This is a genomic window from Rhodococcus sp. NKCM2511 (genome assembly GCF_014905595.1).
GTDB classification, from domain to species: Bacteria; Actinomycetota; Actinomycetes; order Mycobacteriales; family Mycobacteriaceae; genus Rhodococcoides; species Rhodococcoides fascians.
Genome location: NZ_BNHJ02000001.1, coordinates 3,467,713 through 3,484,387, shown reverse-complemented (window position 1 = coordinate 3,484,387; position 16,675 = coordinate 3,467,713). Strand labels below are relative to the sequence as shown.

14 protein-coding genes are annotated in these 16,675 nt (G+C 65.5%); 8 read left to right on the top strand and 6 right to left on the bottom strand.

The annotated features are described in order from the left end of the window. The first annotated feature begins 79 nt into the window (after window positions 1-79). Together JLZ96_RS16305 and JLZ96_RS16300 are read left to right on the top strand one after the other, a co-directional pair. The gene (locus JLZ96_RS16305) at window positions 80-1,597 is read left to right on the top strand and encodes an aldehyde dehydrogenase family protein (protein ID WP_374758052.1); all 1,518 of its coding nucleotides are present in this window, start codon (window positions 80-82) and stop codon (window positions 1,595-1,597) included. Window positions 1,598-1,599: 2 nt separating this feature from the next. Beyond that, the gene (locus JLZ96_RS16300) at window positions 1,600-2,502 is read left to right on the top strand and encodes an oxygenase MpaB family protein (protein ID WP_201010589.1); all 903 of its coding nucleotides are present in this window, start codon (window positions 1,600-1,602) and stop codon (window positions 2,500-2,502) included. A 16-nt stretch (window positions 2,503-2,518) separates the two neighbouring features. Here the strand turns inward: JLZ96_RS16300 and JLZ96_RS16295 are convergent, their stop codons facing one another. Then, entirely contained in the window at window positions 2,519-3,571 is a 1,053-nt protein-coding gene (locus tag JLZ96_RS16295; RefSeq protein ID WP_052073582.1) for an alpha/beta hydrolase, read from the bottom strand. A 343-nt stretch (window positions 3,572-3,914) separates the two neighbouring features. On the opposite strand from JLZ96_RS16295, the gene mihF reads away from it, so the two are divergent. From mihF to JLZ96_RS16275, 4 genes are all read left to right on the top strand, one after another. After that, window positions 3,915-4,229 (top strand): integration host factor, actinobacterial type, encoded by a 315-nt coding sequence (gene mihF / locus JLZ96_RS16290; RefSeq protein ID WP_008712632.1) that lies wholly within the window; start codon window positions 3,915-3,917, stop codon window positions 4,227-4,229. 82 nt (window positions 4,230-4,311) lie between these two features. Continuing rightward, window positions 4,312-4,794, top strand: a complete 483-nt coding sequence (locus JLZ96_RS16285) for a cation:proton antiporter regulatory subunit (protein ID WP_027494547.1) — start codon at window positions 4,312-4,314, stop codon at window positions 4,792-4,794. 19 nt (window positions 4,795-4,813) lie between these two features. After that, on the top strand, window positions 4,814-5,986 hold the full coding sequence (locus tag JLZ96_RS16280; protein ID WP_032408441.1) for a cation:proton antiporter: 1,173 nt from the start codon (window positions 4,814-4,816) through the stop codon (window positions 5,984-5,986). 13 nt (window positions 5,987-5,999) lie between these two features. Next, on the top strand, window positions 6,000-6,656 hold the full coding sequence (locus tag JLZ96_RS16275) for a GntR family transcriptional regulator (protein ID WP_179273880.1): 657 nt from the start codon (window positions 6,000-6,002) through the stop codon (window positions 6,654-6,656). Window positions 6,657-6,722: 66 nt separating this feature from the next. Here the strand turns inward: JLZ96_RS16275 and JLZ96_RS16270 are convergent, their stop codons facing one another. Beyond that, a complete protein-coding gene (locus JLZ96_RS16270; protein ID WP_201010588.1) occupies window positions 6,723-8,858 on the bottom strand; it encodes a 3-hydroxyacyl-CoA dehydrogenase NAD-binding domain-containing protein in 2,136 nt (711 codons plus the stop codon). Window positions 8,859-8,867: 9 nt separating this feature from the next. Continuing rightward, window positions 8,868-10,079, bottom strand: a complete 1,212-nt coding sequence (locus JLZ96_RS16265; protein ID WP_027494551.1) for an acetyl-CoA C-acetyltransferase — start codon at window positions 10,077-10,079, stop codon at window positions 8,868-8,870. Between the two features lie 233 nt (window positions 10,080-10,312). On the opposite strand from JLZ96_RS16265, the gene JLZ96_RS16260 reads away from it, so the two are divergent. Further along, window positions 10,313-10,555, top strand: a complete 243-nt coding sequence (locus JLZ96_RS16260; protein ID WP_201010587.1) for a hypothetical protein — start codon at window positions 10,313-10,315, stop codon at window positions 10,553-10,555. A gap of 3 nt (window positions 10,556-10,558) precedes the next feature. Here the strand turns inward: JLZ96_RS16260 and JLZ96_RS16255 are convergent, their stop codons facing one another. From JLZ96_RS16255 to JLZ96_RS16245, 3 genes are all read right to left on the bottom strand, one after another. Further along, window positions 10,559-12,919, bottom strand: coding sequence for a DNA polymerase III subunit gamma and tau (locus JLZ96_RS16255; RefSeq protein ID WP_201010586.1), 2,361 nt, complete (start codon window positions 12,917-12,919; stop codon window positions 10,559-10,561). Window positions 12,920-13,005: 86 nt separating this feature from the next. Next, window positions 13,006-15,399, bottom strand: coding sequence for a helicase-associated domain-containing protein (locus JLZ96_RS16250; RefSeq protein WP_201010585.1), 2,394 nt, complete (start codon window positions 15,397-15,399; stop codon window positions 13,006-13,008). A 53-nt stretch (window positions 15,400-15,452) separates the two neighbouring features. Next, window positions 15,453-16,028 carry an HhH-GPD-type base excision DNA repair protein gene (locus tag JLZ96_RS16245; protein WP_027494555.1) on the bottom strand — a complete coding sequence of 192 codons (576 nt, stop codon included), beginning with the start codon at window positions 16,026-16,028 and terminating at the stop codon, window positions 15,453-15,455. A gap of 48 nt (window positions 16,029-16,076) precedes the next feature. Between JLZ96_RS16245 and JLZ96_RS16240 the strand changes: the two genes are divergently transcribed. Continuing rightward, complete coding sequence (locus tag JLZ96_RS16240) at window positions 16,077-16,661, top strand: DUF6461 domain-containing protein (RefSeq protein WP_032392803.1); 585 nt, start codon at window positions 16,077-16,079, stop codon at window positions 16,659-16,661. Window positions 16,662-16,675 lie beyond the last annotated feature (14 nt).

Here is a 16,675-nt window from a genome sequence, read left to right as displayed (position 1 = left end):
CTGCGGGGGTTGTTGCAACGGTGGCGGGCGCATAGTGTGTCCTGGACAACATTGAATCACATCAAATATATGTGATGCGATCTGCTGGAGGATAGAGCCCGTGACGGACCAGATCGAACGAACGAACGAGAGCACCTTCGAAAGCCTCGATCCCAGAACGGGTCTCGCACTCGCCACGTACCCGATCGCCGACGCCGCCGAGGTCGAGATCGCCGTGACCCGCGCCCGCTCGGCCGCCCGGTGGTGGGACGCGCAGGGCTTCGAGGACCGCAAGCGGTGGCTCCTCGAATTCAAGACCGCGATCGCCCGCGACGCCGCGAGCCTCGCCGCCGTCATCGCCGCCGAAACCGGCAAGCCGGACGAGGACTCCCTGCTGGAAGTCATGTTGGGCGTCGAACACATCGATTGGGCGGCGCGCCACGCCGGCAAGACCCTCAAACAGCGCAGGGTCGGATCGGGTCTGCTCGCCATCAACCAGAAGGCCTACGTCAGCTACCGCCCGTTCGGCGTCGTCGGCGTCATCGGGCCGTGGAACTACCCGCTCTACACGCCGATGGGGTCGATCGCGTACGCCCTCGCCGCAGGCAACACCGTCGTCTTCAAGCCCAGCGAACTCACCCCGGGTGTCGGAGTCTGGTTGGCCGAGAAGTGGCAGTCGCTCGCCGCTCCCCACCCGGTGTTCCAGACGATCACCGGCGACGGTTCCACCGGCACTGCCCTGGTCGAAGCCGGCGTCGACAAGATCGCGTTCACCGGCTCGACCGCGACGGCCAAGAAAGTCATGGCCACGTGCGCGAAGTCGTTGACGCCGCTGATCGCCGAGTGCGGCGGTAAGGACGCGATGCTCGTCGACGCCGACGCCGATATCTCTGCGGCCGTGGAGTTCGCGACGTTCGGCGCGATGGGCAATGCCGGGCAGACCTGCGCCGGAGTCGAACGTATCTACGTCGCCGCCCCGGTGTACGACCGGTTCGTCGCCGAATTCACCAGGGCGGTCAAGGAATTGAAGCCCGGTGGATCGAAGACCTCGTCCTACGGCCCGATGACGCTGGGCAAGCAGAGCGACATCGTCCGCGGCCAGATCGAGGATGCGTTGGCCAAGGGCGGCACCGCATTGGTGGGAGGTCTCGACTCACTGCACGGGCCGTACATCGACCCCGTCGTCCTCACCGACGTTCCCGAGGATTCGACCGCGATCACCGAGGAGACGTTCGGGCCCACCGTCGTCGTCAACAAGGTCCGCGACCTGGACGAGGCCATCGCCCGTGCCAACGCGTCCTCCTACGGTCTGGGTGCATCGGTGTTCACCAAGGACACCGCGGTCGGTCGACGCGCCGCCGAGAAGCTCGATTGTGGTGTCGTGACGGTCAATTCGGTGCTGGGCTTCGCCGGCGTCCCGGCCCTACCGTTCGGCGGAACGGGCGACTCGGGCTTCGGGCGCATCCACGGCGACGACGGCCTTCGTGAATTCAGCACCGTCAAATCACTGACCGTGCAGGGCTTCGCGGCACCGATCGATCTGCTGACGATGAAGCGCAAAGCCCGGAACATGAAGCTGTCGGTGCTGGCGCTCAAACTCCGCCACGGACGAGGCTGACCATGGACATCGCGCCGGGTCGGGGTCGATACGGGTGGTTGCGCCGCGTCGAGGAACTCGACCCGGTCCGCGACTGTCACACCATTCACCGGATCACCGCGGGGTACGAGTTCCCCTGGGATTATCAGCGGGCCCTCGAATTCGCCTTGTTCCGAACCTATTGCGTGCCGACGATCTCCGCTCTGCTGGCCCGGACCGGCGAGTTCGAGAAGCGACCGCAAAAGCGGTACGACGACACCTCGCTGCTGATGTCGGAAATGGTCGAACACGGATACGACTCCGAACGAGGTCGCGAATCGTTGCGGACGGTCAATCGAATGCACGCGCAGTACGACATCTCCAACGACGACATGCTGTACGTGCTCACGACGTTCATCTACGAGCCCATCGAATGGATCGACACCTATGGGTGGCGTCGCCTGCATCCCAAGGAGCGGCTCGCAACCTTCCACTTCTACAGCGAAGTGGGTAAACGCATGGGCATCAAGGACATTCCGGAGTCGTACACCGAGTTCGCACAGTTCAAGCTCGATTACGAAGAACGCACGTTCCGCTTCAGCGAGGACAACCGTCGCATCGGCACCTACACCCTCGATCTGTACTGCTCGTGGTTTCCCGCCGCGCTCACCCCGGCCGTCCGGCAGGGCGTGTTCGCGTTGCTCGACGATCGGATGGCGAACGCATTCGGCTTCCCCGCCGGCTCACCCATGCTGGAACGGGCCGCGGTGCGGGCGCTGCGGACCAAGGCCCGCGTGGAGCGCTTCCTGCCGACGAGAAAACACTCACGCACGACAGCCGACGCGGGCAACAAGACCTACCCCGGCTATCCCGTCGGGTACAGCCCGAAAGATCTGGGCACCCAGGCCGCATCACCGATTCGCGGTTGTCCGGTAGCGACGACGTAACTGCGAACTCGACGGGTCAGAGTCCGTCCACCCACCGACCGAACGCATCGCGAAACTCCCCCGAGAGCGGCAGCGGTGCCAGGGCGGTGTTCGGATCGGCGGGCAGCGGGCCGAGCTCGCCCAGCATGTGCGAGCTGTTGGCGAAGTGCGCGAAGTGGAGATCGGTGTGGCCCAGGGCCACTCGCACGTTCTCGACCTGGCCGCAGGACACGTTCAGGTCCTTGTCCGAGCAGGTCAGGAACGAGGAGTACGAGTCCGGTAGCGCGGCAGCCAGATCCGCCGGGTCCGTGGCATCCGCTTCCCGCAGGAAGGTGGCGCTCTGCCGCAGTCCCAGACCGTCGACGATCGGGTCGGGTTCGGCAGACAGCGGTCGTCCCGCGCGAATATCGGCGACGGCCTGCGCGAAGCGATCCCGCGACGACGCGGCCTGCTCCTCGGTGAACTGGCCGACCGCCACGGCCTCGCCGATGTTGCGATCGACCTGCGCGGTCAGCAGATCCAGGTAACGGATCGACAACGGCTCGAGCAGGCCGACATGGGTGAACGCCGCGCTGTCGGCATCAGCAAGGCGCAGTGCCGTCAGTGCACCCTCGCTGTGCCCGATCACCGTCGTGCGATCCGCCCCGACACCGGTGCGCTGCTGCAGGAAAGCCAGTGCGTCCGCGGCATTGTCGACCTGCGCATCGAAGCCGGGCGGGTTGTTCGGATCCACCCCGGCCAGGCCGGTGCGGCCGCTCCCGAGCTTGTCGAAACGCAGGCTCGCAATACCGCGTCGGGACAACTCGTCGGCGACGTATGCGGTCGTGTTCAGCTGCAGATCACCCGAGTTCCCGTTGCGATCGGTCGGCCCGCTGCCCGGCAGCACCAATGCCACGCCGCGGGTCTCGCCGACCGGCATGCGAAGGCTGCCGTAGAAGGTGATGCCACCGGACTCGAAGCTGACCTCCGAATCGAGCGCGTCGTCGGGTGACCACGGAACGTTGATCGGAGCAGCGGCCGCGGTACCCGCGCCGACGAGCAGGAGCATCGATGCGGCCAGTCCGGCCAGCAGTCCTCGGGTGCGCATCATGCCGCCAGAATAACAATCCGACCGACCGTTCGGATATGGGTACGCTGCCCGTAACCCGCGGCACGGCACTCGACGTCGCCCCTCGAAAAACGCACGCGACCGCTCCCGACCGAGCCGGCTCGAGGCGTCGAACACCCAGCACACACCGGCTCCGGAAGGCCGAAGTGCTGGTCGGGGCACACCCCGAATCGGATAGGACGTAGCCTGGCGAGGGAGGTTCGGTGGTTCGACCGTGAATGACACCCGTGTTGTTCGGTTAGATTGGAAGAGCCACCAGGCACGATGCAAGAGGGTCGAGACCTGTCAACGAGCGACGGGTCACCACAATCGAGGAGAACAGGCCATGGCTTTACCAGTATTGACACCGGAACAGCGCACCGCGGCGCTGGCCAAGGCGGCCGAGGCACGCACTGCGCGGTCGAAGCTGCTCGCATCCGTCAAGTCCGGCGAACTGAGCGTCGCTGACGTCCTCGCCAAGGCGGAGAACGACGAGATCGTCAAGAAGACCAAGGTGTCCGCGCTGATCAAGGCCCTGCCGGGCGTTGGATCCGTGCGCGCCGCACAGCTGCTCGAGCAGCTGTCCATCGCAGATACGCGCCGCATCGGCGGCCTCGGCGCAAACCAGCGCGAAGCGCTGCTCGCTGCCGTCGCATCCTGATTCACATTTTCACGGGTCGTTCCTGCAGGCTCCACGCCTGATCCTGCGATAACGCGTTGCCTGCAGGGCTAGCATTTCGACCATGAACGTCGAAGTGACCCTGCTGCCCGGAATCGGGGTGCGGAAAGATTTTGCCCTCGCTTCCGGGCGCCGCATCGGCGTCATCACCCGCAAGGACGGCGCGAACGAGTTGATCGTTTCGCGCAAGGACGACCCCGATGCGACGCAGGCGTCCATCACCCTGAGCAATGAGGAAGCGGCGGCCCTGGGCAATCTGCTCGGGTCGCCGCAACTCATTGCTCAGCTCGGGGAAGAGCATCGCGATCTCCCCGGAATCAACACTCGTCAGCTCCCCATTCGCGCGAATTCACGGTTCGTCAGCCGCACACTCGGCGACACCGCCATGCGCACCAAGACCGGAGTATCCGTCGTCGCTGTCATGCGCGCCGGCCAGGTACAACCGTCACCCACCCCCGACTTCACGCTCGCCGCAGGTGACCTGCTGGTCGCCGTCGGCACCGCGGACGGACTGGACGCAGCAGCCAAGTTGCTCGGCAATGCCTGAGATCAGTCGGGGCTGACCCGTGGCCGAGAGCGCGCTCGCCCTCACCGAGCTGGGTGCCGTGTTCTTCGTTCTCGGACTTCTCGCTCGTCTCGCCGGCCGGATCGGCGTCTCCCCCATCCCGTTCTACCTGCTCGGCGGACTGGCCTTCGGCAACGGCGGATTCGTCAACCTCGGCGGCATCGACGAGTTCAGCGAGATCGCCAGCGAAATCGGCGTCATCCTGCTGTTGCTGCTGCTCGGCCTCGAATACACCGCAACCGAGCTCGTCACCGGCCTGCGTCGATCGTGGATGGCCGGTCTGGTCGACATCGTCCTCAACTTCGCGCCCGGTGCCGTCGTCGCGCTGCTGCTCGGCTGGGGCGGAGTCGGGGCGCTCGTGATGGGCGGCGTCACGTACATCTCGTCGTCGGGCATCATTGCCAAAGTTCTCACCGACCTGGGCCGACTGGGAAACCGCGAAACCCCGGTCGTGCTGTCGATCCTGGTGTTCGAGGACCTGGCCATGGCCATCTACCTCCCGATCCTCACCGCCGTCCTGAGCGGAGTCAGCTTCCTCGGCGGACTCGAAGCCCTCGGCATCTCACTGTTCGTCATCACCTTCGTGTTGGTCGTCGCGCTGAAATACGGCAGATTCGTCTCGGCGATCGTCGACAGTCCCGACCGTGAGGTCGTGCTGCTCAAAGTCCTCGGGTCCGCCCTGCTGGTGGCCGGCATCGCGTCGGAACTGCAGGTCTCGGCGGCCGTCGGCGCGTTCCTTCTGGGAATCGCGATCTCCGGCTCGACGGCCGACAACGCGACCCGCGTCCTCGAACCCCTACGCGACCTGTTCGCCGCGATGTTCTTCGTCGTGTTCGGCCTGGGCACCGACCCGTCGACCATCCCGCCAGTGTTGGGCTGGGCCGTCGTACTCGCCGTCACCACCGCCGCGACCAAGATCGCGACGGGCTGGTGGGCAGCAGGTCGGCAGGGAATCGGCAGGCCGGGACGACTACGCGCCGGTGCGGCTCTGGTGGCGCGCGGAGAGTTCTCCATCGTCATCGCCGGACTGGCCGTCGCCGCGGGAGCTGTCGAAGGCGAACTGGCGGCCCTGGCGACGGCGTACGTGCTGCTGATGGCCATCCTGGGGCCGATTGCTGCCCGCGTCGTCGAACCCGTCGCGAAGGTTGTGCTCCGGACCAAGCCCGCGGTGTGATTGGCTTTTCGACATGGCAGACAAGCGGACGGCTCTGAGGCGACGGCCGCAGTTGTCCGAGGAAGTCGCCAGCCACGTCCGGCACCTGGTGATGTCCGGAGAGGTGAGTCCGGGAGACTTCATCCGGCTCGACGAGACCGCAGCCCAGCTGGGCGTCAGCGTCACCCCGGTGCGTGAGGCGCTACTGACCCTGCGTGGTGAGGGCATCGTCGAGCTCGTCCCCCACCGCGGCTATGTGGTGTCTGCGCTGACGCCGAGCGACATCGTCGACATCTTCTGGCTGCAGGGTGAGATCGCGGTCGAACTCGTGCGCCGGGCGGCACCGAAGATCACCGAGGTCGAACTCGACAGGCTCGCCGAGCTGACCGCTGCCCTGTCGGTCGCCGTCGAGAACGGCCGGGCCGAGGACGTCGAGAATATCGAGTTCGAGTTCCATCGCGTGCTGAACCGTCTGGCCGAGTCGTCCAAATTGGCGTGGTTTCTCAACAACGCCACCCGCTACACCCCGACCCGTCTCTACGCCACCGACCGTGACTGGGGCCGAGCAGCCGTGCGCAATCACGAGGATCTGATCGCGGCCCTGGTTCGAAACGACATCGACGCCGCCTGCGAATTGATGAAGCAACAATTTACAGACGGCGCCGAGAGGTTGATCGCGCATCGCGGTTGAGTGCGCTACGCGCAGTGGTGTGGTTATGTGCGATGGGCGGCACATAACCACACCACTGCCTTGGCACTAGCGCAGCGAGGCGGGAACCTGGAAGCGATCGCCGTACTTCTTGGCCAATTCGTCTGCACGAGTGACGAATCCGGCCTGGCCACCCGGGTAGCCGACGACGTACTGGTGCACGCCACCCGTCCACGCCGGGAAGCCGATGCCGAAGATCGAGCCGATGTTGGCGTCGGCGGTGGTGTTCAGGACACCCTCGTCGAAGCACTTCTGCGTCTCGATGGCCTCGATGAACAGCATGCGTTCCTTGAGGTCCTCGAACGGGATGTCCGCCGAACCCGACTTGAACGCATCACGCAGTCCGGGCCACAGGCCGGCGCGCTTGCCGTCTTCGTACTCGTAGAAGCCCGCGCCCTTGGCCTTCGACGGACGCTCGAACTCGTCGACCATCTTGTCGATGACCTCGCCGGCCGGATCCTCCGGGGGCGTTCCACCGGCGGCCTTGATGGCGTCGTAGGTTTCCTTGCGGATCTTCTGCATCAGGTTGAGCGTGAGCTCGTCCGAAAGCTGCAGCGGCGCAGCCGGGTAACCGGCCTGCAGACCGGCCTGCTCGATGGTCGACGGCTCGACGCCCTCGCCCAGCATCGCGATGGCCTCGTTGATGAACGTACCGATCACGCGAGAGGTGAAGAATCCACGACTGTCGTTGACGACGATCGGGGTCTTCTTGATGAGCTGCACGAGGTCGAATGCCTTGGCCAAGGCCGCATCCGACGTTTTCTCGCCGCGAATGATCTCCACCAGCGGCATCTTGTCGACGGGTGAGAAGAAGTGGATGCCGATGAAGTCTTCCTGACGCTTGATGCCCTGAGCGAGGCTCGTGATGGGCAGCGTCGAGGTGTTGGAACCGAGCAGCGCCGTCGGATCGACGAGGTCCTCGATCTCCTGGAAGACCTTCTGCTTCAACTCTTCCGACTCGAAGACGGCCTCGATGACGAGGTCGGCACCTTCGACGTCCTTGGCATCGGCGGTCGGGTGGATGCGTGCGAGCAGAGCGTCCGACTTCTCCTGGGTGGTCTTGCCACGCGAGAGTGCCTTGGCCTCGATGGCCTCGGAGTACGCCTTGCCCTTCTGCGCCGACTCGATGGCAACGTCCTTGAGCACCACGTCGATTCCGGCCTTGGCACACACGTACGCGATGCCCGCGCCCATCATGCCTGCGCCGAGAACCGCGACCTTGGTGAAGGTGGTCTTCTCGATGCCGTCGGGACGAGACTTGCCGGCGTTGATCGCCTGCAGGTCGAAGAAGAACGCCTGAATCATGTTCTTGGACACCAGACCGGTGACCAACTCGGTGAAGTACCGCGACTCGATGGTGCACGCATTGTCGAAGTCGACCTGCGCACCCTCCACTGCCGCAGCGAGAATCGCGCGCGGAGCCGGCATCGGTGCGCCCTTGATCTGCTTGCGCAGGTTGGACGGGAAAGCAGGCAGGATCTGCGCGAGCTTCGGGTTCGACGGCGTGCCGCCGGGGATCTTGTAACCCTTGACGTCCCACGGTGCGACGCCACCCTCGGGGTTGGCCTTGATCCATGCCTTGGCGGTGGGCACCAATTCGTCGATACTGCCGACCAATTCGTGCACCAGACCGATTTCGAGAGCCTTGGCCGGACGGAACCGAGTGCCCTGAGCGAGGACCGTCATGAAGCCGGTCTGAATGCCGAGCAGTCGCGTGATGCGGGCAACGCCGCCGCCGCCGGGCAGGAGACCGAGCGAGACCTCGGGCAGACCGATCTGCACGCCGGGAACATCGGCCGCGATGCGGTGATGCGTCGCGAGCGCGATCTCGAGTCCGCCGCCGAGTGCCGCGCCGTTGATGGCGGACACGACCGGCTTACCGAGCTTCTCGAGCCGACGCAGCTGTCCCTTGACTTCCTGGACCTCGTCGAACACCCGCTGGGCGTCCTCGGGCTTGGCTTCGATGAGGGTGTGCAGATCACCGCCGGCGAAGAACGTCTTCTTGGCGGAGGTCAGCACAACTCCGGTGATGCTGTCCTTCTCGGCCTCGAGGCGGTCGACCGTCGCGCCCATCGAGTCCTTGTACAGCTGGTTCATCGTGTTGGCGCCCTGGTTGGGGTCGTCCATCGTCAGAACGACGATGCCGTCGGCGTCCTGGTCCCACTGAATCATGTTGTCAGACATCGTTCTACCTCAGACTCGCTCGATGATGGTGGCAACGCCCATGCCGCCGCCGATGCACAGGGTGATCAAGGCGTACCGGCCGCCGCGGCGCTCGAGCTCGTCGAGCACGGTGCCGGTGATCATGGCTCCGGTGGCACCGAGCGGGTGGCCCATGGCGATCGCGCCGCCGTTGACGTTGAGCTTCTCGTTCGGGATCTTCAGATCCTTCTGGAAACGCAGCACCACGGAAGCGAACGCCTCGTTGAGCTCGAACAGATCGATGTCGTCGACGGTCAGTCCTGCTGTGGCGAGAACCTTCTTCGACGCCGGGGTCGGTCCGGTCAGCATGATGGTCGTGTCGGCGCCACTGGTGGCCGTCGCGACGATGCGGGCGCGCGGGACCATGTTCAGGTCCTTGCCCGCCTGCTCGCTGCCGACGAGGACGAGGGCTGCGCCGTCGACGATGCCGGAGCTGTTTCCGCCGGTGTGGACGTGATCAATCTTCTCGATCCAGTGGTACTTCTGCAGCGCCACGTCGTCGAACCCGCCCATGGCCGCGATACCGGTGAATGCCGGGTTCAGCTTGCCGAGCGACTCGACGGTGCTGCCCGGACGCATGTGCTCGTCCTGATCGAGGATCAGCAGACCGTTCTGGTCGGTGACCGGAACGACGGACTTGGCGAAGTAACCACCGGACCACGCCGCTGCGGCGCGCTCCTGGGACTGGACGGCATACGCGTCGACGTCCTCGCGGGTGAATCCTTCGATGGTGGCGATCAGGTCGGCACCGATGCCCTGCGGGGCGAAGTAGGTGTCGTAGTTGGTGGCCGGGTCCATGGCCCAGGCGCCGCCGTCACTGCCCATCGGCACGCGAGACATCGACTCGACGCCGCCGGCGACAACCAGTTCGTCCCAGCCCGAGCGCACCTTCTGCGCGGCCAGGTTGACGGCCTCGAGGCCCGACGCGCAGAAGCGGTTGAGCTGGAAGCCGCCGACGGTGTCGGGCATCTTGGCTGCGAGCACGGCCGTGCGGGCGATGTCGGCACCCTGATCTCCGACGGGCGAGACCACGCCCAGGATGAGGTCGGAGATTCGGTTCTCGTCCATGTCGGGGAAACGTCGACGAAGCTCGTCGATCAGCCCGGTCACCAAGGAAATCGGCTTCACCGAATGCAGGGAGCCGTTCTTTCCTTTACCTCGGGGAGTCCTGATGGCCTCGTAAATGAATGCCTCTGTAGTCACAGCGCGCAGTTCCTTCCACATACTCGATCTTGTCGCGATCGCCGTGCCGGCCGATCGCGTCGGTGCGAGGCCATGACAGACCTCAGCTCATGCCACAGTAAGTTGGCATACCGATCCGACATAAGGACCGAAACGAGCGTTTCGCATGACCCACGATGCGGTTCAGGTTTGAACGACCCCGTCGTGGGAAATTACGATGCGTCAGATCGACCGAAGGCGAAAGAAGACCGACCATGGAAACCGACAACGAACCGACCGTGGGCGCTCGCGTCAAGGTACGCACTCGCAACGACGACAAGTCCGGAGCCGACAGTTCTGGATCCGACTCCTACGAGACCGGCGCGATCGTCGACGACTTCGGAGTCCAAGCGACCGACAGCACCTCGCGGGACTGGGCCGTCGCCAAGCGTTGGGCCGTCGCTCTCGACAGCGGCCGATTGGTATTCGTCGACACCGACGACCTCACGCTTGCTTGAGTCTCAGATCTCCTTGAGCGGTACCGCTCCGAGTTCGCTCACCAACAGCTCCATGGCGACGGTTTCCGGGTCCCGGCGAACCGACGGGTCCGCAGGCTCGGCCGCGGCCTTGAGCAGTTCTTCCTCGTCCTCCGGCGTCTCCGGAGGCGGCGGACCTACCGGCTCGGGATCATCGGGATAGTCCGGGGCCTCGGGCATCGGAATATCTGCGTCCGATCCATCGCCCGCTGAACCGAAACCGTCCGACGTCGGACGGGGAGCCCCTGCCTGGCTCGGCCTCGAGAACTTCGGCAGCGACGCGGGTTTCGCTGCCGGTTCATCTTTTTTTGCTGATGACGGTTCCGGTGGTGCCGCAGCACCCACCAGACAGACCACCGACCATTCGACGCCGAACACGTCACGCAACGCGTCCCGAATGACGTCGGCGTTGCGGGGTTCTTCGAGACGCTTCGCGAGCGGTGCCGAATCGTGGCCCAGAGTGATGGTGCCGTTCTCGACGGTGCGTACCGACGCACCGGACAACATCACCTCGACGGTTCTGCTTCGCTCTCGTACCTTGGTTCGCACCTCGGACCACACCGCGCGGACGGCCGCCGCATCGGGCTCGTTGGAGGCCGCCGCGGGTGCCGCGACAGGCTCGGGCTCGGATTCGTACACCGGCTCGGGCTCCGGGCCGTACTCGTCCTCGGGCTCCGGCGGAAAATCCTCGTGGGCGAGTGATTGTTCCGAATGCTGTTGCGCTGCAACGGGAGTCGTGACCGGTGCGGGCTCGGGTTCCGGTTCGGGGGTCGGGACCGGTTCGGGGGTCGGGACCGGTTCGGGGGTCGGAGCCGGTTCGGGGGTCGGAGCCGGTTCGGGGGTCGGAGCCGGTTCGGGGGCTGCAGGCTCGGGTGTGGGAGCGGGCTCGGGTGTCGGAGCTGGCTCAGGTGTGGGAGCGGGCTCGGGGGCTGCAGGCTCTGGCACCGGAGACGGTTCCGGGATCGCCTTGGGTTCGGGTGCCGCGGCAGGCGCGGGTGCCGGAGACGGAGCAGGAGCCGATGCTGGTGCCGCGGCTGCGGACTCTGCGGCCGGCTGTCGTTGGGACGGTCGCTGGAATTTGTTCACCGGGGGTGGGCCGGAGGGCGCAGGCTCGTCGGTCGCGGGCAGCTGTGGTCGTGTCGGGTCTGCGGCTGCCTGTGCCACTGCCGCCTGCTCACCGGCAGGGAGCGTGACGTCCAGGCGACGTTCGACGCGTTCGAGCCTCTGCAGTACGGCCGATTCCGCATCGGAGGCCGAGGGCAGCAGCATCCGTGCGCACATCACTTCGAGCAGCAGGCGCGGCGCGGTGGCCCCTCGCATTTCGCCGAGGCCCGAGTGCACGATTTCGGCGTAGCGAGTCAGCGTCGCCGAGCCGAGCAGGTCCGCCTCGTCGCGGAGCCGTTCGAGGACGTCGCCCGGCACGTCGACCAGGCCACGTTCACCGGCGTCGGGTACCGCCTTCATGAGGATCAGGTCTCGCATGCGGTCGAGAAGGTCGATGGCGAAGCGACGTGGGTCGTGGCCCGCGTCCATCACCTTGTCGACGGTGCCGAACAATGCGCCGCCGTCTCCCGCGGCCAGTGCGTCGACGGCCTCGTCGATCAGCGCGACGTCGGTGACGCCGAGCAGCGACAGAGCTCGCGGGTACGTGACGCCTTCCGGTCCGGCTCCGGCCAGCAACTGGTCCATGACCGACAGCGAGTCACGCGGAGAACCGCCACCCGCGCGGATGACGAGTGGATAGACCGCGTCCTCGACCGGTACCTGTTCCTGACCACAGATCTTCTCGAGCAGGCCGCGCATCGTCGACGGCGCGAGCAGTCGGAACGGGTAGTGGTGGGTTCGCGAGCGGATGGTGGGGAGCACCTTCTCGGGCTCGGTGGTCGCGAAGATGAAGACCAGGTGCTCCGGCGGTTCCTCGACGACCTTCAGCAGCGCGTTGAAGCCGGCCGGGGTGACCATGTGTGCCTCGTCGATGATGAAGATGACGTAGCGCGACTCGGCCGGGGCGTACACGGCTTTGTCTCGAAGATCGCGGGCATCGTCGACGCCACCGTGGCTGGCTGCGTCCATCTCGACGACGTCGAAGTTGCCGGGTCCGCCCGGTGCCAGTGCGACGCAGGAGTTGCACACACCGCAGGGGGTGGAGGTCGGTCCTTCGGCGCAGTTCAGCGATCGAGCGAGGATGCGCGCCGAGGACGTCTTTCCGCAGCCACGAGGGCCTGAGAAGAGATAGGCGTGGTTGATTCTGTTGGAATCGAGCGCCACGCTGATCGGTTCGGTGACGTGCTCCTGACCGACGACTTCGGCGAACGTCGCTGGACGGTACTTCCGGTAGAGGGCCACGCCCGAAAGGGTACCGGCGACCGACGACAAGGTTGCATCGCGCGTCGGTGTGCGCGACGGAACCCACGGCTCGGTTGCATCGTGCATCAGTGTGGACCGACGGACACCGCTCTGATGTTCATGATCGCGAAGCTTTCCCGGGCGCCGGTGGACGTCGACAGCGCGAGTAGCCAGTTGCCGTCCTGCAGCGCGTCCGAGATCGCGTGCCGCACGATTGCGCCTTTGGAGTTCTGATAGTCGATCGAGACGGGTGCGCCGCGCGCTGCGGCGTCGGTCAACGCATCGAGCTCCCGTGGCAGCAGTCTGCTGTGCGTGCTGAGTGCGGAACGCACCCGCGCGTCGTCGACGGTGCCGGAGTCGCCCGTCCGCAGCAGCTGTGCCAGCTCGCGTGATTCGCGTCGAACCGGTGCTGCGGGTGCGCTCGGGTGCGGGGTGCGGGTGGTGTTGGCGCGGACCTTGGTCGCGCTGGCCAGCTCGAGCCGGCCGGTGTCGGAATGTCGCACCGGGGAGTATCCATGCCTGCGCAGCACCGCGAGAGTGTCGATGGGTGTGGCAGAACTGATCAGGACTGTCGGCGCGAGCCGCTGGAACTTCAGCACCGCCAATGCCTCGTCCGTCTCGATGTTCGTCAGCAGTACGACGTCCTCGGAGACGATGGCACACGGGATCTTGCGCACGGCCAGTGCGCCGTAGGTGCGCCAACAGTCTCGGATCGTGTAGGCCAGGGCTTGGGGAACGTCGGTGGCGGCCATCTCGGCGAGGGCGTCGATCAACTCCTCCCCGGTACCACCGGTGTCGAAGAAGCTGCGGATCGTCGCCGGCGTGAAGCGCCAGACCGACGCCACTTCCCGCGACTCGGGTTGCGCGGCCGCACCGAGTATCGACGCCACCTCGGTGCTCGGCGGCCCGGTGACCACTGCGGTCGAATCGGGCAGCAGGCGCACCGAGAACGGCACCCATTCGGCCAGATCCTGTAGCTGCGTTGCCAGCGCGGAGGCGATCTGGCGCGGATCGCCGTCTCGACCCACTCGGAAGTCCGTCAGGGTGGCGCACAGATCTGTCGGTGCGCCGTCGACCAGAACTCCGAGGCGGGTGGCCTCGGCCCAGAGTGCGCGCACGTGGCCAGGCCCGGCGCTCGTCGAGACGACCGGAATATGCCACTCGAGGTAGCGGGCGAATTCGTCGGGATCGGACAACACCGGCGTCGGGCTGTCGGATCCGCCGAGGCGCAGAAGAGCCGCCAAGGCAGTCGAACGCACGTCTGCGGCTGCGGGATCGTCGAGCATCTTCTTGAGTACCGGCGAGGTCTTCTGGGAGGATCTCGGCACCCGATGGGTCGGCGTGAAGGGCGAGCACCACCACGCGGCCAGCAATGCTGCCGCTTGCTCGGATCGCGAGCTCGTCGACCATGTTTCGTACGTCGAGGTCAATGCGATACCGGTCTTTCCCCGGTCGGCGAGCAAACCGGCTTCGCGCGCCAGCATCAGCATCAGCACGGTGTGATGCTCGTCGGCGAATCCCAGACGAGCAGTCAGCGCACGGAGTTCTTTGGCGCTGAGGCCACCGGTCTTCATCATTGCCAGGCCATCGGTGTCGATTGCCGTCAACAACGCCTGCGTGTGCTCACAGAACTGCAGCAAGGCGATGGAGCGCGCTCGCCGCGAGTCATTGTGTGACAGAACACGAGTGGCGAATTCCGGCGGCCTGAGCTCGATGGGCAATCGCCACCCGTCTCCTCGCAGCGCGATGCTCACTTCTAACGGCATCTCGACGCGATGCCCATCCAATCGATACAGCAGCCCGCGCTCGAAGGCGGCCGTACCTGCGGTCGGCGGCACATCGAAGATCAATGACGCCGGTTGTCCATCGACGAAGCGAGACAACATCTCTCGCATTTCGGGTGGGCCGTCGTCGTACAAGGCTCGGATACGTTCGGGGGTCATCGCGGCCGCGACGGCGTCGGCGCGTTCGGCTCGATCGAGCGAGGAGTCGACTCCGAGGCGGGTCAGCAAAGCGAGTCGGTCCTGCTCGACGGCGCAGTGCAAGAACAACTTTCGCTGCCTGCGGGCAAGTCCGAACGGATGCGAGAACACGCCGGACAGATCGACGGGGCGGTACTCGACCGCGTCCGAGCCCCCTGCCGTGTGCGGCCAGATCAGGCCGAAGGCCATCAGAGTGTTCAGGGCTGCATCGATGTGCTGCGTCTCGTTCGAGATTCCCTCGCCCGTCCAGTGTCCGATCTCGGCGCGGCTGAGATCTTCCATGAGCGCGAACAACTCGAGCAGGTCGAGCGCACCTCTGTCGAGTTTTCGAGGAAGTGCCGCCACCCGCCAGGGCGAACCGAGGAGTTGCGCGAGCAACCCGAACGAGCGGGGTGGCGGGTCGGTCGCCACATCCGGTCGACGTCGCAGCAGATCCGTCAGTGCGTCCTCGTCGAGCGAGGCCAGCCACCCCTCGTACGTCCCGATCTTCTCGGTCATCTCGTCCCCCCGGTGCAAGTTCTGCCACAACGTACCGACGGGCACCGACAGACTTATTTGTTCTTGGCTGCCGCTTTCGCTGCCTTCTTGAATTCGCGTACCTCGAGCAGGGACTTCTCGTCGACGACATCGGCGATGGATCGACGTGCACCCTCGTCGCCGTACGCTCCGGCGGCCTTTCGCCACCCGTCGGGCGTCACGCCCATCTGCTTGCCGAGCAGCGCGAGGAAGATGCGCGCCTTCTGATCGCCGTAGCCGGGAAGTGCTTTGAGACGCTTCAGAACCTCGGCACCGTCGGGGTCGTCGCGGGTCCAGATTTCCTGCGGCTTACCGTCGTAGTTCTCGACCAGAAATGCGGCGAGTCCCTGGATGCGCTTGGCCATCGAGCCGGGAAAACGATGCACGGCCGGGGTCTGCGCACACAATGCGGCGAAGTCGTCCGGATCGGCGTCGGCGACGGTATCCACCTTCAGATCACCGAGGCGGTCGACGAGCTTCTTCGGCCCGGCGAAGGCGGATTCCATCGGCACCTGCTGATCGAGAAGCATGCCGATCAACAGCGCGAACGGATCCTCGGCGAGCAATGCATCGGCCTCCGGATCGCCGACGAGGTTCAGAGTGCGAGACATGGCCTCGATCCTGCCATGCACCGTCCCCATTGATGAAAGGCTCGACTCATGACTATCAGCGAGATTTCGCAGACCCAATTCGAGTGGGCGGATGAGGATGACCGCTTCGACCTGGGCCTGTGTTTCACGCTCGTGCGCTCGACGGATCCCGAGGCTGTGCTAGCAGTGTTCGCGTCGGTCAACCCCACGAGATCTCGCAAGCCGGCCGACACGGATGTCGACGACTGGTCCGATTCGCTCCCTGACAGTGACATGGCGAGGCGCTACGCCGGCGTATCAGGCGACTGGGTCTGGGTACTCGAAGAGTTCACCATCTCAGGCGCACTCCCCCCTGTTCCAGAGAAGCTGTCCGACGCATTCGGCACCAGCATCACCGTGCACTGGGATGTGAATGCACTCTCTACCTTCGTGTACGCAGTCGACGGGGCAATTGAGCGACAGTTCGAGCTCGGCCGGGAAGCCGACCCCACCGACCGATCTGCTCCCGCCGGATACCTCGAGGAGGAGGACGGAATCGACTGGGAGAAGTGGATGTCCGGTGGTCTCTGCCTGCAGGCACGGCTTGCCGGAGTGGTTGCGTTGACAGCTGATCCGATCGATGCGGCGATCGTCGAAACGTGCAGTGAAGACTAGGTGAACCGCGTGCC